We start from the raw sequence: 23,226 nt of genomic DNA on the forward strand, positions 1-23,226 counted from the left end.
CCCCAAGCACAAGGCTTGAAGCTCTTATAAGTTCAGTGTTTATGCAATCCGATAAGAATTACTCAACGATTGTAGCAACCTTACCTGATCCAACTGTACGTCCACCCTCACGGATAGCGAACTTAAGACCCTGCTCCATAGCGATTGGGTGAATAAGCTCGATAGACATTGTTACGTGGTCACCAGGCATGCACATCTCAACACCATCTGGAAGGTTGCAGACACCTGTAACGTCAGTTGTTCTGAAATAGAACTGAGGTCTATAGTTTGTGAAGAAAGGTGTATGACGGCCACCCTCATCCTTTGTAAGTACGTAAACCTCTGCTGTGAACTTTGTGTGGCATGTAACTGTGCCAGGCTTTGTTACAACCTGACCTCTCTGGATGCCATCACGGTCAACACCACGAAGAAGAAGACCAACGTTGTCACCAGCTTCGCAGTAATCCATAGTCTTTCTGAACATCTCGATACCAGTACATACAGACTTAGCTGTCTCTTCCTTGATACCAACGATTTCGATTTCGTCGTTGAGGTTAAGGTGACCTCTCTCTACTCTACCAGTAGCAACTGTTCCACGTCCTGTGATTGTGAATACGTCCTCAACAGGCATAAGGAAAGGCTTATCTGTCTCACGAGTAGGTTCAGGGATGTAAGAATCAACTGTGTCCATGAGCTCGATGATCTTGTCACCCCACTCAGACTTAGGATCCTCAAGAGCCTTAAGAGCTGAACCACGAATGATAGGTGTGTCATCTCCAGGGAACTCATACTCTGTAAGAAGGTCTCTGATCTCCATCTCAACGAGGTCAAGAAGCTCAGGATCATCAACCATATCGCACTTGTTCATGAATACGATGATGTAAGGAACACCAACCTGACGAGCAAGAAGAACGTGCTCCTTAGTCTGTGCCATAACACCGTCTGTAGCAGCAACAACAAGGATAGAACCATCCATCTGAGCTGCACCAGTGATCATGTTCTTAACGTAGTCAGCGTGACCTGGGCAGTCAACGTGAGCATAGTGTCTGTTAGCTGTCTCATACTCGATGTGAGCTGAGTTAATTGTGATTCCTCTTTCCTTCTCTTCAGGAGCCTTATCGATCTGATCGAATGCTACTGCAGGGCTGAATCCTCTATCAGCAAGTACTGCTGTGATAGCAGCTGTAAGAGTTGTTTTACCATGGTCAACGTGACCGATAGTACCAATGTTTACGTGTGGTTTGGTTCTGTCGAACTTAGCTTTTGCCATTTCTAAATATCCTCCTTAAGTGAAATGTTATCCAACATTTTCATACATAATTTAACCGACTATATCGATTATATTAAATGTTTGCCGCTAAATCAAGCATTTTGCTAGATTTAAACGGCGAAACATTTACTTATTTTATTATCAGCCCTTGTTTGAAAGGACCTTATCCTGTACGTTCTTAGGAACTGGAGCGTACTTCTCAAAGAACATTGAGTAGTTACCACGTCCCTGTGTTCTAGAACGAAGGTCTGTAGCATATCCGAACATCTCAGCAAGAGGCACATGTGCTCTAACAATCTTGCCGCCGCCAAGGTCATCCATACCTTCAACCTGTCCACGACGAGAGTTAATGTCACCGATAACATCTCCCATGTACTCTTCAGGCATAGTAACCTCAACCTTCATAATAGGCTCAAGAAGAACAGGAGCACCCTTCTGCATAGCATCCTTGAACGCCATAGATCCAGCGATATGGAATGCCATTTCTGAAGAGTCAACTTCATGGTAAGATCCGTCGTAAACTGTTGCATGAACACCAACAACAGGATATCCACCAAGTGTACCAGCCTTCATAGCCTCTTCGATACCTTCGCTGATTGGCTGGATGAATTCCTTAGGAATAGCACCACCAACAACTTCGCTATCGAACTGGTAAAGATTGTCGCCGTTTGCATCCATAGGCTCGAAACGAACCTTACAGTGTCCGTACTGACCACGTCCACCTGACTGCTTAGCATACTTAGACTCGATGTCTACAGCCTTTGTAAGAGCTTCTCTATAAGCAACCTGAGGAGCACCTACGTTAGCCTCAACCTTGTACTCTCTAAGAAGTCTGTCAACGATGATATCAAGGTGAAGCTCACCCATACCAGCGATGATTGTCTGACCTGTCTCAGGGTTTGTATGAGCTCTGAATGTAGGATCTTCTTCAGCAAGCTTCATAAGAGCCTCATCAAGCTTCTGCTGACCAGCCTTAGTCTTAGGCTCAATAGCAAGCTCGATAACAGGATCAGGGAACTCCATAGACTCAAGGATTACAGGGTTCTTCTCATCACAGAGTGTATCACCAGTAGTTGTGTTCTTAAGACCAACAGCTGCTGCGATATCACCTGAATATACCTTATCAAGGTCTGTACGCTTATTAGCGTGCATCTGAAGGATACGTCCAAGACGTTCCTTGTTGTCCTTTGTACTGTTAAGTACATAAGAACCTGAATTTGCAGTACCTCTGTATACACGGAAGAATGCAAGCTTTCCTACGAATGGATCGCTGACAATCTTGAATGCAAGAGCTGCAAATGGGCCATCGTCAGTTGAAGCAACTTCAACTTCGTTACCATCAAGGTCTGTACCCTTACAAGCTGGGATATCAATTGGTGAAGGCATAAACTCGATGATAGCATCGATAAGCTTCTGGATACCTCTGTTTTTGTGAGCTGAACCACAGCAAACAGGGAATGCCTTACACTCGCAAGTAGCCTTACGAAGTGCTGCCTTAAGTTCGTCGATTGAAGGCTCTTCACCCTCAAGGTACTTCATCATAAGGTCTTCATCGAGGTCGCAGATCTTCTCTACGAGCTCCTGATGATAGAGCTCAGCATCGTCCTTGTACTCAGCTGGGATCTCACCGATTGTAACATCCTCGCCCTTATCATCATTGTAAATATAAGCCTGCATCTCAAAAAGATCGATGATTCCTGCGAACTGATCCTCAGCTCCGATAGGAATATAGATCATGATAGCATTCTTCTTAAGTCTGTTACGGATCTGCTCAACAGCTCCATAATAGTTTGCTCCGATGATATCCATCTTGTTGATGAATGCCATACGAGGAACATTAAATCCATCAGCCTGACGCCATACGTTCTCAGACTGTGGCTCAACGCCTTCCTTAGCACTGAATACACCTACAGCACCATCAAGTACTCTAAGTGATCTCTCAACCTCAACAGTGAAGTCAACGTGACCAGGTGTATCAATGATATTGATACGGTGCTCAAGAGCGCCTGGCTTAGCCTTACCGTTCTGCTGAAGTGTCCAGTGGCAAGTTGTAGCTGCAGATGTGATTGTGATACCTCTTTCCTGCTCCTGTTCCATCCAGTCCATGGTAGCAGTACCTTCGTAAGTCTCACCAATCTTATAGTTTACACCGGTATAGAAAAGAATACGCTCTGTAAGTGTAGTCTTACCAGCATCAATATGTGCCATGATACCGATGTTTCTGGTTCTCTCCAATGGGTATTGTCTATCAGCCAAAGGTTCTTCCTCCTAATTAAATCTAAACACACATCTCTACGCTGCAGATTAGAATCTGTAGTGTGAGAACGCCTTGTTTGCTTCTGCCATCTTGTGCATATCTTCCTTACGCTTTACAGCTGCACCAGTATTGTTGTATGCATCCATAATCTCTGAAGCAAGTCTATCTACCATAGTCTTCTCGCCTCTAGCGCGTGAGAAATTAACAAGCCAGCGAAGTGCAAGAGCCTGACGTCTGTCTGGTCTAACCTCGATAGGAACCTGGTATGTAGCACCACCGATACGTCTAGCCTTTACCTCGAGAGCAGGCATGATGTTGTTCATGGCTCCCTCGAATACTTCAAGAGCAGGCTTACCAGCCTTCTCCTCTACCTGCGCGAATGCTCCGTATACGATCTTCTGAGCTACGCCCTTCTTACCATCAAGCATAACTGTGTTAACAAGCTTAGTAACAACCTTGTTATCGTATAAAGGATCCGCTAATACGTCACGTTTTACAATATGTCCTTTACGCGGCACGGTTCTTCCCTCCTTTAGAATTGCAATGATTATAATAAAGTCACTGCTTACTATAAATCATCGGTACTCACTAATCTTAGTGTTCGTGCTGTTTTCTAACTTAGATAAAGAAATACTACCCATAAAAATGGGGTCTTACTTATAACTATGTTAAAAGAATCCAACACTTATAAAATTAGATGTTTAGTTAATAGATTACTTAGACGCCTTTGGTCTCTTAGCGCCATACTTGGAACGAGCCTGTTTTCTGTCGGCTACACCTGCTGTATCAAGAGTACCACGGATAATGTGATATCTTGTACCAGGTAAATCCTTAACTCTTCCGCCACGGATAAGAACAACGCTGTGCTCCTGAAGGTTGTGTCCCTCTCCAGGAATGTAGCTTGTTACCTCAATACCGTTAGAAAGACGTACTCTGGCGATCTTTCTCAGAGCTGAGTTAGGCTTCTTAGGGGTAGCTGTCTTAACAGCTGTACATACACCACGCTTCTGTGGAGAAGCTGTTGCAGTAGCCTTCTTGTGAAGAGAGTTGAATCCCTTCTGAAGTGCAGGAGCTGTAGACTTCTTAACAGATGTCTGACGACCCTTTCTAACTAACTGGTTAAATGTTGGCATTCCTTTTACCTCCTATTTTAATATATGCATAAGACAAAGGGGCAGAAATTCACCCCTTTGTCAATACACGCAATTATGAATTATAAATACTATGTTTTTGATTGTCAACTAAAATATTTCTTAACAATCACTCTTCATCATCAACAATGAGCTCTTCATCAAGATCTGCAGAAGCGTCGACTATCTCATCATCGAAGTCTCTTCTCTTTTTCTTGAGAATGAGTTTCTCAGGATCCTTAAAGTTCGCATCAGTATTAAGAGTTGTATTTCTGTATCTCTTCATACCTGTTCCTGCAGGAATCAGCTTACCAATGATAACGTTCTCTTTAAGTCCGATAAGTGGATCAACCTTACCCTTAATAGCTGCATCTGTAAGAACCTTTGTTGTCTCCTGGAAGGAAGCAGCTGAGAGGAATGAGTTAGTTGCAAGAGCTGCCTTGGTAATACCAAGGATTACCTGCTTACCTTCAGCTGGCTTCTTGCCCTCTGAAATAAGTGCTTCGTTGCTATCCTCAAAATCAAGGACATCTACAAGAGTTCCTGGAAGGAATTCTGTATCACCACTCTCATCTATTCTTACCTTCTTGAGCATCTGACGAACGATAACCTCGATATGCTTATCGCAAATATCAACACCCTGAAGTCGGTAAACTCTCTGTACTTCTCTTAAGAGATAATCCTGAACTGCACGGATTCCCTTAATCTTAAGAAGATCGTGTGGGTTAACTGAACCCTCTGTAAGCTCATCACCAGCTTCAATTGTGATTCCATCCTGAACCTTGATTCTTGATCCATAAGGAATCAGATAAGCTTTTGACTCGCCTGTTTCATCGTTAGTAACGATAACTTCACGCTTCTTCTTGGTATCTCTGATCTCAACCTTACCGTCAAGCTCTGAGATGATTGCAAGTCCCTTAGGTTTTCTAGCTTCGAAAAGCTCTTCTACTCTAGGAAGACCCTGTGTAATATCGCCACCGGCAACACCACCAGTATGGAATGTTCTCATAGTAAGCTGTGTACCAGGCTCACCGATAGACTGAGCAGCGATGATACCAACTGCCTCACCTACCTGAACAGCCTCACCAGTTGCCATGTTAGCACCGTAACACTTAGCACAGATACCGTTATGTGAACGGCAAGTAAGGATTGTACGGATCTTAACTGCCTCTACTGGCTGTCCCTTTGAGTTAACACCTACTGAAAGGATCTTAGCTGCACGAGATGGTGTGATCATGTGATTCTTCTTAACGATCACGTTACCATCTTTATCTTTAATAGTTTCGCAAGAATATCTTCCTGTGATTCTATCCTTTAATGGCTCAATTGTTTCCTTACCATCCATGAATGCCTTAACTGTCATTCCAGGAATAACTTCCTTATCTGCGCAGCAATCTACATCACGAATGATAAGTTCCTGTGATACGTCAACCATTCGACGTGTCAGGTATCCTGAATCGGCTGTTCTAAGAGCTGTATCTGACAGACCCTTACGAGCTCCATGAGCTGACATGAAGTACTCCAGAACGTCAAGACCTTCACGGAAGTTTGACTTGATAGGAAGTTCGATTGTACGACCTGTTGTATCAGCCATAAGTCCACGCATACCAGCCAGCTGCTTGATCTGCTGGTTAGATCCACGAGCACCAGAGTCAGCCATCATGTAAATGTTATTGTACTTATCAAGACCAGCAAGAAGCTCTTCAGTAAGCTTTTTATCTGTCTCCATCCAAGTATCAACAACAGCACGATAACGCTCTTCATCTGTAATAAGACCACGACGATAGTTAACAGCAATTCTGTCAACTGTAGCCTGTGCTTCATCAAGCATTGCCTGCTTCTGCTTAGGCACTGTCATATCTGCAATTGAAACAGTCATGGCAGCACGTGTTGAATAGTGATAACCTGTATCCTTGATCTTATCAAGTACTTCAGCAGTAGCAAATGTACCGTGAGTATTGATAATAGCTGTAATGATCTGCTTGAGCTGCTTCTTACCAACCATGAAGTCTACTTCAAGTTTGAAGAAGTTCTCTGGATCTGATCTGTCAACAAAACCAAGGTCCTGAGGAATAAGTTCGTTAAAGAGGAATCTACCAAGAGTTGACTCTACAATACCTGTACGATCAACACCCTCAGCGTCCTTCTTGTGAATTCTGATCTTAACTCTTGACTGAAGTGTAATGTAGTCATTCTCATAAGCAAGTATAGCTTCATCTACATTCTTAAATGCTTTACCCTCTCCAAGAGCACCAGGTCTTTCCTGTGTAAGATAGTAAATACCAAGTACCATATCCTGTGTAGGAACGTTTACTGGGCCACCGTCTGAAGGCTTAAGGATATTGTTAGGTGAGAGCATAAGGAATCTGCACTCTGCCTGAGCTTCTACTGACAATGGAAGATGTACAGCCATCTGGTCACCATCGAAGTCGGCGTTGAAAGGTGTACATACAAGTGGATGAAGCTTAATAGCCTTACCTTCTACAAGAATAGGCTCAAATGCCTGGATACCAAGTCTGTGAAGTGTGGGGGCACGGTTCAGCATAACAGGATGCTCTTTGATAACATCCTCAAGTACATCCCAAACCTGCTCATCAAGACGCTCAACAAGCTTCTTGGCATTCTTAATATTCTGAGAAATTCCTCTTGAAACCAGTTCCTTCATAACGAATGGCTTGAATAATTCGATAGCCATTTCCTTAGGAAGACCACACTGGTAAATCTTAAGTTCTGGTCCTACTACGATAACTGAACGTCCTGAGTAGTCTACACGCTTACCAAGAAGGTTCTGACGGAAACGTCCTGACTTACCCTTAAGCATATCAGAGAGAGACTTGAGTGCTCTGTTACCAGGGCCAGTTACAGGTCTTCCTCTTCTGCCGTTATCGATAAGGGCATCTACAGCCTCCTGGAGCATTCTCTTCTCGTTGCGGACGATAATATCAGGCGCACCGAGATCAAGAAGTCTCTTAAGTCTGTTATTTCTGTTGATAATTCTTCTATAAAGATCATTAAGATCTGATGTAGCAAAACGTCCACCATCAAGCTGTACCATAGGACGAAGATCTGGTGGAATTACAGGAATGCAATCCATGATCATCCATGAAGGATCATTTCCAGACTCTCTGAATGCTTCTACAACTTCAAGTCTCTTGATGATTCTTGCTCTCTTCTGTCCGCTTGATGTATCAAGACCTTCCTTGAGTTCTGTATATTCTTTCTCAAGGTCGATAGCAAGAAGGAGCTCTTTGATAGACTCAGCGCCCATTCCGGCACGGAATTTACCGCCCCATTCTTCTCTTGCGTCCTGATACTCTTTCTCTGAAAGAACCTGCTTGTACTCAAGAGTTGTCTCCCCTGGATCAAGTACTATATATGATGCGAAGTAAAGAACTTTCTCAAGTACACGAGGTGAAAGGTCAAGAATAAGGCCCATTCTGCTAGGTATTCCCTTGAAATACCAAATATGTGATACAGGAGCTGCAAGCTCGATATATCCCATTCTCTCACGACGTACGCTGCTCTTTGTGATCTCAACGCCACAACGATCGCAGACAACGCCCTTATATCTAATCTTTTTGTACTTACCGCAGTGACATTCCCAGTCCTTGGTAGGTCCAAATATCTTCTCACAGAACAAACCATCTCTTTCAGGCTTAAGTGTTCTGTAGTTGATTGTCTCTGGCTTTGTTACCTCACCACTATGTGGGTCATTGTCATTTCTATGAGCCCAGCTTCTGATTTTTTCAGGTGATGCAAGTCCTATCTTGATAGAATCAAATGTCATTGGCTGATAAACCTGCTGAAGGCTGCTGCCTCTGCCACTTGAAGCTTCATTTATTGCTTTATTCATTGTTGAATCAGACATTCGTAACCTCTTTTCTATATGTTATCGTGAGTTTAAGTTACAGCAATCTGCCTGACTGACCATAAGGCCAGTCAAACAGTTTATTTCTGATTACTCATCATCAGATGAACCGAAATCGTCCTCAAATGACTCTTCAAAATCATCTGCTTCTTCTGCTTCTGCTACAAGCTCGCCACTTTCATCGAAGTGCTGCTTGGAGTAGCCATTAGCCTCAAAAGATTCCTGGCTGTAATCACGTGATGAATTATCGCCTTCCATCTCGAAGCGATAATCAGAATCAGTGTAATCAACGCTCTCCTTGATTTCAACCTCAGTGTTATCTTCGCGAAGAACCTTGATATCAAGACCAAGAGACTGAAGTTCTTTAAGAAGAACCTTGAATGATTCTGGAACGCCAGGTTCAGGAATGTTATCACCCTTAATAATTGCCTCGTAGGTCTTAACACGTCCTACAACATCATCAGACTTAACTGTAAGAATTTCCTGAAGTGTGTAAGCTGCGCCATAAGCCTCGAGAGCCCAAACTTCCATTTCTCCGAAACGCTGTCCACCGAACTGAGCTTTACCACCCAGAGGCTGCTGTGTAACAAGAGAGTAAGGACCAGTTGAACGAGCATGGATCTTATCGTCAACCAAGTGATGGAGCTTCAGGTAATGCATGTGTCCAATAGTTGTTGGGCTATCAAACTTCTGACCTGTTCTACCATCACGGAGCTGTACCTTACCGTCTGATCTGATAGGAACACCTTTCCAGAGTTCTCTATGATCTCTGTTCTCGTACAGATATTCCATGATCTCAGGATGTACAAGATCTTTATACTTAGCCTCGAACTCATCCCATGTGCTATTTACATAGTCATTAGCAAGTTCAAGTGTATCCTGAATATCTATCTCGTTTGCGCCATCAAAGATTGGTGTTGCAATGTTAAATCCAAGTGCCTTAGCAGCAAGAGAAAGGTGAATCTCCAGGACCTGTCCGATATTCATACGGGAAGGAACGCCCAGAGGGTTCAGCACGATATCAAGTGGTCTACCATTTGGAAGATATGGCATATCCTCAATAGGAAGTACACGTGATACGACACCCTTGTTACCATGACGACCAGCCATCTTATCACCTACAGAAATCTTTCTCTTCTGTGCGATATAGATACGAACAGCCTGATTAACACCAGGTGAAAGCTCATCGCCGTTATCTCTTGTAAATACCTTGGCATCAACAACGATACCATATTCTCCGTGAGGAACCTTAAGAGATGTATCTCTAACTTCTCTTGCCTTCTCACCGAAGATTGCTCTAAGGAGTCTCTCCTCAGCTGTAAGCTCTGTCTCTCCCTTAGGTGTAACCTTACCAACAAGGATATCACCTGCACGAACCTCAGCACCGATACGGATGATTCCGCGGTCATCGAGATCCTTGAGAGCATCATCACCTACACCAGGAACATCACGAGTGATTTCTTCTGGTCCAAGCTTTGTCTCACGAGCTTCTGCCTCATACTCCTCGATATGTACAGATGTATAAACATCATCACGTACAAGTCTCTCTGAAAGAAGAACAGCATCCTCGTAGTTATAACCTTCCCATGTCATGAAACCGATAAGAGGGTTCTTACCAAGACCAAGTTCTCCCTGCGATGTAGAAGGACCATCTGCGATAACCTGACCAGCTTCTACATGATCCCCTTTAAATACAATAGGTCTCTGATTGTAGCAGTTACTCTGGTTAGATCTCTGGAACTTAATAAGATGGAACTCTTCCTTCTCACCATCATCATATGTCATCTGGATAAGCTTACTATCAACGAAGTCGATAGTACCAGCTTTTCTAGCTACTACGCATACACCTGAGTCAACTGCAGCCTTTCTCTCCATACCAGTACCAACTGCAGGAGCTTCTGTCATAAGAAGAGGCACCGCCTGACGCTGCATGTTTGATCCCATGAGGGCTCGGTTAGCATCGTCGTTCTCAAGGAATGGAATAAGTGCTGTAGCAACTGAGAATACCATTCTAGGTGATACGTCCATGTACTCAACTGCAGTCTTAGGATACTCGGATGTTTCCTCTCTGTAACGACCAGAAACAGTCTTCTTAACGAAATGGCCTTCCTCATCAAGTGGAGTATTAGCCTGAGCTACATGGTAATTATCTTCCTCGTCCGCTGTAAGGTACTCAACCTCATCAGTAACGCGTGGATTCTCTGGATCTGTTCTATCAACAACACGATATGGAGCCTCAATGAAACCATACTCATTAACTCTTGCATAGCTTGCAAGTGAGTTGATAAGTCCGATGTTAGGACCTTCAGGTGTCTCGATAGGGCACATACGTCCATAGTGTGTATAGTGTACGTCTCGAACCTCGAATCCGGCTCTATCTCTTGAAAGACCGCCAGGACCAAGAGCTGAAAGACGTCTCTTGTGAGTGATCTCACTAAGAGGGTTGTTCTGATCCATGAACTGTGACAACTGTGAAGATCCGAAGAACTCCTTAACAGCTGCCTGTACAGGTTTAATATTGATAAGTGTCTGAGGAGAAACCTCTTCTGTATCGTGTGTTGTCATTCTCTCACGAACAACTCTCTCAAGTCTTGAAAGACCAATGCGATACTGGTTCTGAAGAAGTTCGCCTACGCAACGAATACGTCTGTTGCCCAAGTGGTCGATATCATCATCGTTACCAATGCCATACTCAAGATGGATATTGTAGTTAATAGAAGCAATGATATCTTCCTTGGTAATGTGCTTAGGAATAAGCTCATGAACACGTTTCTTGATAGTTTCAGCAAGACCTTCTGGATCATTCTTGACTGTGTACTCATCAAGGATTTCCTTAAGTACTGGATAATAAACGTTCTCATTAATTCCAAGCTCAGCAGGATCACACTCAATAAAGTGTGTGATATCTACCATCATATTAGAAAGAACCTTAACATTTCTCTCTTCTTCCTGAAGAATAACATAAGGAATAGCGCAGTTCTGAATCTCTGTAGCGAGAGCGCGGTCAACCTTAGTACCAGCAGATGCGATCATCTCGCCAGTAGTCTCATCAACTACATCCTCAGCAAGAACATGTCCATTGATACGGTTCTTGAAATGAAGTTTCTTATTAAATTTATATCTACCAACCTTAGCAAGGTCATATCTTCTAGGGTCAAAGAACATAGCGTTGATAAGAGACTCTGCACTCTCAACACTAAGTGGCTCACCAGGACGGATCTTTCTGTAGAGTTCAAGAAGACCACTCTGATAATCCGTAGAAGAATCCTTGGAAAAACTTCCCTGGATCTTAGGCTCATCACCAAAGAGTTCAAGAATCTCCTCATTTGTACCTATACCAAGAGCTCTGATAAGGACAGTAACAGGAACCTTTCTGGTTCTGTCTACTCTTGCATAGAATACATCATTAGGATCAGTCTCGTACTCAAGCCATGCACCTCTGTTAGGAATAACAGTGCACGCCATAAGCTGCTTACCGATCTTATCGTATGAAATATCATAATAAATACCGGGTGAACGAACTAACTGGCTGACGATAACTCTTTCTGCTCCATTGATAACGAATGTACCAGTGGCTGTCATAAGAGGAAGATCGCCCATGAAAATCTCATGTTCAGTGATCTCATCCTTCTCCTTATTATGGAGACGAACCTTAACTTTTAAAGGTGCAGCAAATGTTGCATCTCTCTCCTTGCATTTCTCAATCGTGTTCTTATTTTTGTCAATCTCATCCTCGCAAAGTTTGAAATCAACAAATTCCAGACTGAGCTTGCCACTGTAGTCCTCAATAGGAGAGATATCGTCAAAGACTTCCTTCAAGCCTTCGTCAAGAAACCACTGATATGAATTCTTCTGTACTTCAATCAGGTTTGGCATCTCCAGGACTTCCTTCTGACGCTGGAAACTCATACGAATGCTTTTACCAGAACCAGTAGGATGTAATCTGTTTTTTTCCATTGACATTCACCCCGTTCTAAATTTTATTTTTTTGCGATGAAATGGGGATTTTGGAGTACTTTTAAAAAAGTGCGCAAAAAGGCCCACCACACCACAATAGTGCACCCTATATCCTATCATCAATTTTTCTGGGTGTCAAGTTTTTTTGTAAAGATAAATAAAAAAAGGCCAAGATGTAAGTAAACCTACATCTTGGCTTTTCTTATTTATCTGCTTATCTTTGAAGAAAACAAGATTACTTAAGAGTAACCTTTGCACCCTCAGCCTCAAGCTTAGCCTTGATATCATCAGCCTCAGCCTTAGCTGCGTTCTCCTTAACCATCTTAGGAGCTCCATCAACGAGATCCTTTGCTTCCTTAAGTCCAAGACCTGTAAGCTCACGAACAACCTTGATAACCTTAACCTTGTTAGGACCAACCTCTGTAAGCTCTACGTTGAACTCAGTCTTCTCTTCACCAGCTGCTGCTGCGCCAGCACCTGCTGCTGCAACTACAACGCCTGCTGCTGCAGATACGCCGAACTCTTCCTCACAAGCCTTTACAAGATCATTTAACTCAAGAACAGTAAGCTCTTTGATAGCATCGATAAATTCTGCTGTTGTTAACTTTGCCATTATTATATACCTCCATATAGTATAATTTCTAAATTTGTTGTGTTGTTATTACTAATAATTCTGTACAGATTACTCTGCTGCAGGTGCTTCTGCAGGAGCCTCTTCTGTAGCTGGAGCCTCTGCCTCAGCAGGAGCTGCCTCGCCGTCCTTCTCTGCGATCTGATTGATAACGCGAGCGAAGTTTGCGATAGGTGACTGCATAGAGCCAAGCAATCTTGAAAGAAGTACATCCTTTGCAGGGATTGTAGCAATGTCTGTCATTGCTGTAGCGTCATAGAACTTTCCTTCAATAACACCACCCTTAATCTCAAGAGCCTTAGCCTTCTTTGCAAACTCATAGAGAACACGAGCTGGAGCTGCTGGATCTGTCTCAGATACAGCCATAGCGCTAGGACCGTTTAAAAGGTCTGAAAGCTGCTCGAAATCTGTTCCCTTGAATGCGAAGTTCATCATCGTATTCTTGTAAACCTTATATGTTACGCCTTCTTCACGAAGTTTCTTACGAAGCTCAGTATCCTGTGCTACAGTAAGTCCGCGGTGATCTACAAGTACGACTGCCTGAGCATCCTTAATCTTCTCTGAGATCTCAGCTACTACAGGCTGTTTAAGTTCAACCTTTGCCATCTTTTTTACCTCCTTATAGAATATACCGCCGAAAAAAAACCTCTCGAAGACATCGAGAGGTAAAAAAGTCTAATCAAACTTTTCCTCGGCAGGCGATCACTCATTATGTTCCTCATAAAGGAACACCTGCTGTCTTCGGCACATCATCTGAATGGTTATCTCAGACGACCTTGTATAAATTAGCACATTATTTTTTTATTGTCAACTTATTTTTCAACCTTCTATCAAAATTCCGTTTTCATCAAATACATATTTGTGATGCCATCTGATCATTTCTCCAGTCACCATCTTGCCTTCGCTGTTGAAGAAATATGTATTTCCATCAATAGTAACAAAGTCGCTGACTACAAGTTTACCTGTATTTTTGAAGAAATATGTGCTTCCATCGATAGTAGTCATTCCTGTATTCATTTTGCCTTCATCACTAAAGTGATATCTGGCGCTCCACTTATCTTTCCAGCCTGTTACCATCCTGCCTTCGCTGTCGGCATAATATCTGTCTCCATCAATGTCAACAAAGTCCTGCTTTATCAACGAACCATTATTTTTAAAGAAATAAGTTACGCCATCAATTGTCTGCTTGCCTGTTGCGACTGTTCCATCTGGAAATACATATGTTGTCTTGCCCCACTTTGTGCTCCATGTACCTGTCTCCTGAACTGGCTCAGGATCCACAGGTTCTGGGTCACTACCTGGCTCTTCGATTACTGGTTCATTCACTTCCTCGGAAGATGCTTCTCCCGCTGCCTCACTGGAGCTTTCTGATGCAGACTCCTGGCTTGATGCCTCGCCTGCAGCTTCGCTTGACTGCTCCGCAGCTGCTTCACTTGAAGCCTCGTTTGATGCATCACTTCCTGGCTCATCAGTAGATGGTTCCTCTACCTGGGACTGGCCTTTTGTTACATACTCCATGTAAAAGAGATTTTCTGTATCCTTCTTGGTAAGTTCATGAGCACCTTCTTTTATATCAAGAGTCATAACATTAGATGTCTCTTTTACCGCATCACCATCAAGCTTTATAGAAGAATCCTTGTCGCCAAATACAAGTGTAAGCTGTCCCTCTGAAGCAGCTGTAAACTTAATGCTTGTCTTCGACTCAATCTTAAGACACTGTGTAAGCTTCTTATCATTGTATATAACTGTCCCTTTATCTGTAGAAAGATTTCCTACTATGCTAAAGAAATCGCTAACCTTGCCCTGTGCAGTGAAATTATGAACATAGCTTGTTGCTTCCGCAGGAGTCTCTGGCTCTTTTTCTGTGCTGGAGCTCTCAGATGCAGCCTCGCTTGAGCTTTCGCCTGCTGACTCAGAAGAAGCCTCTGCTCCGCTATCACTTGATGATTCGCCTGCAGCCTCTGATGAGCCTTCACTTGAGCTATCTGATGCCCCTTCACTTGGTGAATCCACTGAACCACCGCCAACTGCTACAAGGCTTGTCTCATAAGAATTAAGAGCAGCCTTAAGTTCACGGTTCACTCCATAGTCTGTATCATCAACTGCATCGTTGAAATCCCACTTAAAGTCACCACCATTTTCTCTACCAGCCATGGCCTGTACTTTTTCTTTTGCCACCTCTGGAGCATCAGCAGAATAAGAATACATAATAGCTGATGTATCAAAGTTGTTGTAGCTTGTGCCACCCTTATACGAAACCACCTCGGAAGGAACCTGCTGCTCAGCTGCTAATACCTCATAAGCATCAAACTCTTTTGCATTTTCCTGGTAAGTTACGTAGGACTGAGCACCCTCGATATAGTTGTTAAAAGACTTAATGATTCCACCATTTTCACTTGAGAAGGTACCATAGTCTTCATTTCTCTTAAGAGTATCCCAGTTCTCGATAACATCTGATCCCTGCTCTGAAATAAGCATTGGGAACTTGCAGTTTCTATAATAGTTGCCCTCTACAAATGCAGAAGCCCCCATAGTTACGCCAACACCATACTTGGCATTGCCATCATAGTAGTTGTTGTAAATATGTACGCTGCATGTTCTGATACGTGGGTGTCTGGAATCTGAGTGATCATACCAGTTGTGATGATATGTGATGTAGTTCTCAGTAGACTCAGACTTCATTCCCTGAAGGTTACTCTTACCTGTGTCATAGAAATGGTTATAGGAATGAGTTACAAAAGTAGACTTCTTGGTATCAAGTGCTCCATCGCCCTTGGCCTGGTCAGCATCTCCACCAGCATAGCCATAGAAAAAGTCACAGTTGTGAACCCAGATATGATCATCACTCTGCTGAAGCCCCAGGTCATCCCCTTCGTTACTATCGCAGTTCATAAAACCAAGGTTTCTCACTTCTACATTGGAAGCGTTCTTGATTCTGAGTCCCCATCCATCTGCTGTTGCATCTTCTCCGACACCCTCAAAGGTAATGCCGCAAGAAAGCCTCTTGGAATCTCCAGAGCCGCTAATGCAGATATCTCCGCCTTCCATTGTGTCAAAGTCTGTGATCTGTCCTACAAATCTAACATCAAGAGGACGCTTGTCATATCCTTTTTTGTATAAGTTAAGAATATTCTGAAGGCCAGTAGCGCTTGTAGTTGCACCTTTTGCGTTTGTCACAACATCAAGTGACACGCTATCTTTTGTGTCTTTGGTAATATAAAGAACTACTGCATCTGACCTAAGAGTTCCGTCAGCGTTATATGCACCGTTTGATGTTCCATTGACAAAGCCAAAGCCTGATCTGTCATGGTTCTGTACATATACAGTCTGGGAAAAAGAACTAGCCCCTGCCTGTTCCTTGCCGTTTTCCACAGGAACTACCTTAAATGAATAATTACCAGAAGAAAGTCCCAGCGCATCAGCTCTATAGTACTGCTGCCCTGAGCCATTAGAATATACGCGGATAAGCTCATCATCAAGAAGCGCCTCTCCGTTCTCACCTGTTACATAAACTTTGTAGCCATCTGCTCCCTCAGATGCGCTCCATGTCACATAGGCTGATTCCAGCCATCCTCCTGCGCTTGTTACAGCTGGAGCATTTACTGCTGCTGATGCCTCAAGCCCAGTTCCTGCAAATACTGACGAAGCGCATAATACCCCCGCTACAGCCAGACATAGCCTTGCCTTATACTGTTTCCCCAACATTTCTACCTCCCAACAATACTTTTAAGATTTTTTAGTTGAAACAAGCCCCGTGTCCCCCCACAGAGCCCGTTTCGTTCATGCCTCTTAATCATAATGTTTGAGGCTTGGAGATTCAATATTTTTATGTAAGCGGTTACAGAGAATTTTTGCGCGGATTTTTGTTTATATTTGCCAATTGAATTTTGGAAGAGATTACATTGTGATTAACTATTTTTTCCACACAGAAGCTCCTTATATTTGCCTAGATCATTTTTGTAAACAGGTCTTGTATAACTACCACAATTATCATTTAAAAGATCACTGACCGCCTTTTTTAATTCATCCGCCGAATCAATATACCTGATATAGTCGCAATCCCCTATGGTATCATAGGCTTCCCTGACCTTGTGATGGTTGTTGCCAAGAACTATACAAGGAGTCTTGGTAATAAGTGAGAACATCATTCCATGCAGCCTGTCAGTTACAACAAGCCTAGCCCTGCTAAAGAGTCCTAATTTAGCAAGTAAGATTCTCTCCCTGTCTTCATCTTTTATCACATAATTAGTGCAGGTATCAGAAACTTTCACATCCTGCCCCCATTCTCTGCACTCTTTTTCTATTTGCATTTTCTCTTCCAGAGACAGCTTTCCTTCCTTGTCAGATCTAAGGCAGAGAAGAATTCCTTCTCTCTCATTATTCTGATCAGGAAGATTCAGTGTTGTTACCACATCTCTCATGAGGCAGACATCGGTTTTAAAATACTGTTTGAATAATCCGTATGACTTCTTATCCCGAGCTAAAATAGTCAGATTGCTGCATTTTTCTATAGTCTTCCTATCAAGCTCAATTTCTTTATTGCCTTTTTCATCATCAGTATAAAAAACTGTCTGAGGCATTATAACAATCCTATTATCACGAAACCTCTTTAATACCTTTCTTCTAAAGACCTGTGCAAAATCATACAGATTTCCAAAATTTCCGCCGCCCTGGCAAACAATAACATCATCCTTGCCTATGCACCTTTTAAGGGCAGAAAATGCCTTATTGAATTGCCAACCAGGAACCACATATATTTGTGCTGAATCATCATCTGCAAAAATCTGACTCAAAAGCTTTTTAGTAGTATAAGCAATTGCATGATCCCCCAAATTGTCAAAGCAAGGAAGTTCGAAATAAACTACCCTCCTGCTCTTTCCTGCTTTTAGTTCAAAATCATAGAATGCAGTTAATAGCCAGATATGATGTCTTACTTTTGCTATCTTTTTATTTATCTTCAAAACTGGCTTTTTTACCTTTTCATAGAACTTAAAGTAATCAGGTGACTTTAAATATACGTCGATCAGTTTTTTGTCTTTGTCTGAAATATACGCATTTTCCCTAAATGAATTCAAATGCCCTTGTATATACTTCTGAGTTTCAATAGCATCTTCAAATTCACCAGCCTGGTAAGCGCTCTTAATATCAGAGAACAGATATGGCAAAAGAGCTGCCATCGCCCTTTCATACAGGTCAACATAGCCTTTTTGCTTGAAGTATTCAGCTCTCTCCTCCTGTCCAAGGCAGGATGCGTGGCATCCCTTATGCCAGCTGACTGTAGAATTGTTAAAAGAGATGCTGTCATCCCTTACAAGATAGTAATACAGATACTCTGGAATCTTGATTATCTTGTCAGCCTTATCAAACAGATAATAGGTAGTTGCAATATCCTCATAGTTTCTGCCATCTGGATATCTTACTCCTTCAAAAAGTTCAGCCCTATATAGCTTTCCCCAGGCATAACTCTTAATCTCTTTATCTGCAACAAGCCTATCCAGAGCTGTCATTTTATCCATTACGATCACCTCATCATGGATTTCATCCACAATGGATAACTTGTCATTCTTTTGAAGATAATAAGAACTGATAACTATATCAGCCAAATTCTCCTCAGCCGCAGCAAGCATCTTTTCAACCATAGTGCTATGAATATAATCATCACTGTCAACACAAAGGATCCAGTCTCCCTTGGCCACATCAAGAGCTGCATTTCTGGCACTGGAAAGGCCTCCGTTTTCTTTGTGGATAACTTCTATTCTGGAATCCATACTGGCATAATCATCGCAAATCCTGCTACATTCATCAGGAGATCCGTCATCCACAAGAATGATTTCAAGATTTCTGTAGCTCTGATTCAAAATAGAATCCACGCATTTATTCAAATATTTCTCAACCTTGTACACAGGTACAATAACAGTAACCAAATCACTCATATACTATATAACCTTATCTGACAAGCTTTTCCCTGATCTTTTTAATGATGTTCTGGGCGCCTTCTGTCTTAAAATAAATGCCCATAAAGATCAGAAAACTCAGAGCACCAACTATTACTCCCTTAACACCAAACGACACCCAGCCTGTAACTTTCATTCCAGAGACTATAAAACCTATTGAAACAATTGCCACCAGACACAAGAGCACATTCGTTAGTATCTGGAAGTAATATTTTCCTGCAGTTCTGTCAAAGTATTCCTTGTAAAGAAGCCTTGGCTCATACCAGCAATAAGTTGTCAGCCTTGAAATTGCCGAAGCAAAAATGACACCCGCAATTCCAATAATCTTACCCAGGATTATAGAAAGTACAATATTCTCTATAGTTGCCACCAGCATAATATACTTAGTTTTTCTGTATAATCCTGTAGCGTCTCTATAAAGCCAGAGCGGCTGCAGAGCACAGGAAAAGTAAGCATTCACAGTAACTGCAATTACTACAATAAAGGGCAGGGCATATTCTTTTCCATAAACTATCCCAACAAAGTCATCTGCCAGCAGACAGTAGCAACTAGTGATAACACCGCACAAAATAAGGCTCACTGACTGTATAGATTGAAAAACTTTGTACTTCTTGTCAGCATTTTCCTTGGCTATGACATTGCCTATGCTAGCTGTCATAGATGAAAAAAGAATCTGTTCCATCAAAAGAAGCTTCTGACTAAGGTTAAGATAATTGGAATAAAGTCCAACCGCAGCAGTGCTGATAACTGCAGATATGATAATGTTATCTGTAGCGCTGAAAACAGTTGTTGAGAGTTTGTAGATAAACACTGACTTCATGTTCTCTACAATCCTGCCCCTCAGGTTCTTGTCAGACACATATTTGCCCCTGAGATCTTTAATATAGGGGTATTCCTTCTCTGCCTTTTTAGAAGCAATGAGGTTATTGAGAATTCCCATTGCTGTTGCTACTGACAGATACAAAATGTAGCTTTTAAACACTACCAACATCAGGAGCTGGAGGCACACCCTTGAGATGTTCATGATCATCCTGATCAATACCACCTTATAATCCTTCTGATCAGCAGTTAAAAGAGTTGTCTTATAAACAAACAGATAGGAAGTAGCTACTCTGGCAAGTGAAAAGAGATAGTAAACCTCTAGAAGTGGTATATCCTGCTCTGTCTTGACGATCAACCTCAAAAAAGGAATAACCGCTAATCCAATAAGCAGCACCGCCATGGCTATGATATTGTAAATACGCTTATAAAAGGCCACCAGGGCCGCGATAGCATCCTTGTCATCATCTGCCAAAGGCTTATAAAAGCTATAAGCCATGGCTGTTGAAAAACCAAGATCCGCCATAGATAAAAGAGTTAATACATCGCCAAAGATACCATTAAGGCCCAGAAACTCAACCCCAATAGTCCGCAAGAATACGACTCTTGAAACAAAGCCAAGAATCATTGTAACAAACTGATATGTAAAACCCATAATAGCATTCTGGGCTGTCCTTTTTGATCTGCTTACTGCCATTAAATCCCCTTAAAACTCATTTCACGTGAATTGTCTGAGCACTCTTATCAAACAAATCCTCACAATCATCATCCTCTGCTCTTTGGAAGGATATTGTAAACGTCCTGTATTTGGATAAAACTATATAAACAGTCTGATGAATTGTTTCTTCTCCCCCAGGCTGAAAGCTTGAAACTATGCGATAGCCTGGATACCCGTCAATAGTTATATTTTCAAAAGAGCTGACATTAAAGCCTACATTCTGCCCAAATTCCTGGTCATAGGCAAGCTTCATCTGCTCCTGATAGATTTCTTTAGTAAGATTTCTGGACGAATCAATGATCTGTCTGACCCCAGATTCTTCAAGTTCCTTTTTCTGTCTATTGGTCAAAACCTTATCCGCCCCATTGTCATAACAGCTATATTTTATTGTAGAAGATTCCATTGGAGCATTGCGGTTCACAAAAAGACCAGTCTCTCCTCCAGGAATAAATTCAGGTGGAATAATAAAAGAACAATCTACAGCACTTTTAAGCTCATCTGCAGCATGAGCATCTATTACATCAAGCCTTGAAACTGTAGCAATAATTATAAGTTGTAGCGAAAGAACAAGCCCCAACATAGTCTTTATCTTGCCAAACATAAATCCCCCATAGGCAAAAAAACATTTTTTCTGAATAGGCACAATGCCTGAGCATTGTGCCTAATAAATGATCAAAAACTTATCTAAGTAACTAATTAAGCCTCATAGCTATCAATGAGTTCAAGAGAATGCTCTGCATTGAGCTTCTTGCACATTGCTACAAAAGCATCAAGAGGCACATTCTGAACCTGCTTGTTAGATCCACGAACATTGATAGATACAGTTCTCTCAGCAGCTTCCTTGTCGCCGATTACAAGAATGTATGGATCCTTGTAGTTCTTGTACTTCTTGATTTTCTCCTTCATGTTGTTGTCTGAGTAGTCAGTCTCAACACGAACTCCAGCATCCATAAGAGCCTTCTCAACTTCCTTGGCATATTCATTATGCTCAAGACGGATAGGTACGATACCTACCTGATATGGGCTGAGCCAGAATGGGAATACACCCTTGAAGTTCTCGATAATGATACCGATAAATCTCTCAAGTGATCCGTAAATTGCTCTGTGAATAACAACAGGCATCTGCATGCTGCCATCCTGAGCCTGATATGTAAGGCCGAAGTTGTGAGGAAGCTGGAAGTCAAGCTGTACAGTTCCACACTGCCACTCTCTTCCAAGGGCATCCTTGATCTGAAGGTCGATCTTAGGGCCATAGAAAGCTCCATCACCTTCGTTGATCTCATATCCGCCTTCTCCATACTTCTCATCAAGGATTTCCTTAAGAGCTGCCTCAGCTCTGTTCCAAACCTCAATGTCTCCCATGAAGTCTTCTGGTCTTGTTGAAAGTTCTGCTCTATATGTTACACCGAATGTTGAATAGATCTCATCAGCGATTGCAATAACATCTGCAATCTCTTCCTTGATCTGAGACTCCATTACGAATGTATGGTCATCGTCCTGTCTGAACTCCTGAACACGGAAAAGTCCGTTCATCTGTCCTGACTTCTCCTTACGGTGAAGTACATCATACTCACTGTAACGGATAGGAAGTTCCTTGTAAGAGTGGTTAGTTCTCTTATATGTCATCATGGCATTAGGGCAGTTCATTGGCTTAGCAGCCATAGTGTCATTCTGCTCACGATTGTAGATTACAGAACCAGCCTGAATCTTGATATTCTTGGGCTCTTCTGTAGGATCATTGTTGTTCTCAAGAATTCCTGGAATCTCAGCATCAGCCTTGAGCCATCCTGAAACACCTGGAACCATGAACATGTTGTTTACGTAGTGAGCCCAGTGTCCACTGATAAGCCAGAGCTTCTTGTTATTAACAAGAGGAGCGGCAATCTCTGTATAACCGTGTCTCTCCTGGATCTCTCTTGAGTATTTAAGAAGTGCCTGATACATCTTCCATCCTCTTGGAAGCCAGTATGGCATACCAGGAGCTGTCTCATCGAACATGAACAGGTCAAGTTCAGGACCAATCTTCTTGTGGTCTCTCTCCATAGCCTCCTGGATCATCTTGATGTGCTTTTTAAGATCATCCTTGCTTGGGAAAGCATAGAGATATATTCTGGAAAGCTGATCTCTCTTCTCATCACCTCTCCAATATGCACCAGAAACTGACTTAACCTGGTATGAAACATTCATAAGTTCCTGAGAGTTATCTACGTGAGGTCCGCGGCAAAGGTCCACATAATCCTCACCTGTATAATAAACTGTGATTACCTCATCCTCTGGAAGATCATTAATAAGCTCTGTCTTAAACTTCTGGTCCTTGAACATTTCAAGTGCTTCCGACTTTGAAACCTCTTTACGTGTCCAATCCTCTCTTCTCTTAATGATCTCACGCATCTTATCCTCGATGGTCTTGAAATCATCCTGAGTAACAGCCTTAGGAAGTACGAAATCATAGTAGCAACCATCCTCAATCTGAGGTCCGATTGCATACTGAACTTCCTTGCCGTATAACTCGATAACGGCCTTGGCCAGTACGTGTGCCATAGAATGGCGGTAAACTTCTAGAAACTCTTCTTTATTCATTTTTTGTCCTTTCTCGCAATACCTACCGGGTAATGCTCCTTGTAAAATAATGGTTAATCATAA

The 23,226-nt window shown here is 42.3% G+C and carries 13 protein-coding genes and 1 other annotated feature; all 13 genes read right to left on the reverse strand.

Translation table 11 applies throughout. The features are described from left to right. Positions 1-58: 58 nt before the first annotated feature. Positions 59-1,249, reverse strand: coding sequence for an elongation factor Tu (gene tuf, locus G631_RS0106700; RefSeq protein ID WP_026488797.1), 1,191 nt, complete (start codon positions 1,247-1,249; stop codon positions 59-61). Between the two features lie 141 nt (positions 1,250-1,390). Then, entirely contained in the window at positions 1,391-3,505 is a 2,115-nt protein-coding gene (gene fusA / locus G631_RS0106705; protein WP_026488798.1) for an elongation factor G, read from the reverse strand. Between the two features lie 48 nt (positions 3,506-3,553). Next, complete coding sequence (rpsG, locus tag G631_RS0106710; RefSeq protein WP_013281752.1) at positions 3,554-4,024, reverse strand: 30S ribosomal protein S7; 471 nt, start codon at positions 4,022-4,024, stop codon at positions 3,554-3,556. Between the two features lie 195 nt (positions 4,025-4,219). After that, positions 4,220-4,639, reverse strand: a complete 420-nt coding sequence (rpsL, locus tag G631_RS0106715) for a 30S ribosomal protein S12 (RefSeq protein WP_013281753.1) — start codon at positions 4,637-4,639, stop codon at positions 4,220-4,222. A 127-nt stretch (positions 4,640-4,766) separates the two neighbouring features. Then, positions 4,767-8,489 (reverse strand): DNA-directed RNA polymerase subunit beta', encoded by a 3,723-nt coding sequence (gene rpoC / locus G631_RS0106720; RefSeq protein WP_051196996.1) that lies wholly within the window; start codon positions 8,487-8,489, stop codon positions 4,767-4,769. 105 nt (positions 8,490-8,594) lie between these two features. Further along, positions 8,595-12,461, reverse strand: a complete 3,867-nt coding sequence (gene rpoB, locus G631_RS0106725; protein WP_026488800.1) for a DNA-directed RNA polymerase subunit beta — start codon at positions 12,459-12,461, stop codon at positions 8,595-8,597. Between the two features lie 235 nt (positions 12,462-12,696). After that, complete coding sequence (gene rplL, locus G631_RS0106730) at positions 12,697-13,074, reverse strand: 50S ribosomal protein L7/L12 (RefSeq protein ID WP_026488801.1); 378 nt, start codon at positions 13,072-13,074, stop codon at positions 12,697-12,699. Positions 13,075-13,143: 69 nt separating this feature from the next. After that, the gene (gene rplJ / locus G631_RS0106735; protein WP_026488802.1) at positions 13,144-13,698 is read right to left on the reverse strand and encodes a 50S ribosomal protein L10; all 555 of its coding nucleotides are present in this window, start codon (positions 13,696-13,698) and stop codon (positions 13,144-13,146) included. Positions 13,699-13,722: 24 nt separating this feature from the next. Next, positions 13,723-13,855 (reverse strand) — a sequence feature (ribosomal protein L10 leader region). A 56-nt stretch (positions 13,856-13,911) separates the two neighbouring features. Continuing rightward, positions 13,912-16,797, reverse strand: coding sequence for a pectate lyase family protein (locus G631_RS18345; protein ID WP_051196958.1), 2,886 nt, complete (start codon positions 16,795-16,797; stop codon positions 13,912-13,914). Positions 16,798-17,000: 203 nt separating this feature from the next. Beyond that, the gene (locus G631_RS20105) at positions 17,001-19,025 is read right to left on the reverse strand and encodes a glycosyltransferase (protein ID WP_051196960.1); all 2,025 of its coding nucleotides are present in this window, start codon (positions 19,023-19,025) and stop codon (positions 17,001-17,003) included. Positions 19,026-19,038: 13 nt separating this feature from the next. Further along, positions 19,039-20,562: a lipopolysaccharide biosynthesis protein gene (locus tag G631_RS0106750; protein WP_026488803.1), complete on the reverse strand. Its 1,524-nt coding sequence runs from the start codon at positions 20,560-20,562 to the stop codon at positions 19,039-19,041. Positions 20,563-20,578: 16 nt separating this feature from the next. After that, a complete protein-coding gene (locus G631_RS0106755) occupies positions 20,579-21,184 on the reverse strand; it encodes a hypothetical protein (protein ID WP_026488804.1) in 606 nt (201 codons plus the stop codon). Between the two features lie 95 nt (positions 21,185-21,279). Further along, positions 21,280-23,163 carry a threonine--tRNA ligase gene (locus tag G631_RS0106760; protein ID WP_026488805.1) on the reverse strand — a complete coding sequence of 628 codons (1,884 nt, stop codon included), beginning with the start codon at positions 23,161-23,163 and terminating at the stop codon, positions 21,280-21,282. Positions 23,164-23,226: the final 63 nt, after the last annotated feature.

The organism is Butyrivibrio sp. XBB1001, from assembly GCF_000424505.1.
In the GTDB taxonomy this organism is placed as follows: Bacteria; Bacillota; Clostridia; order Lachnospirales; family Lachnospiraceae; genus Butyrivibrio.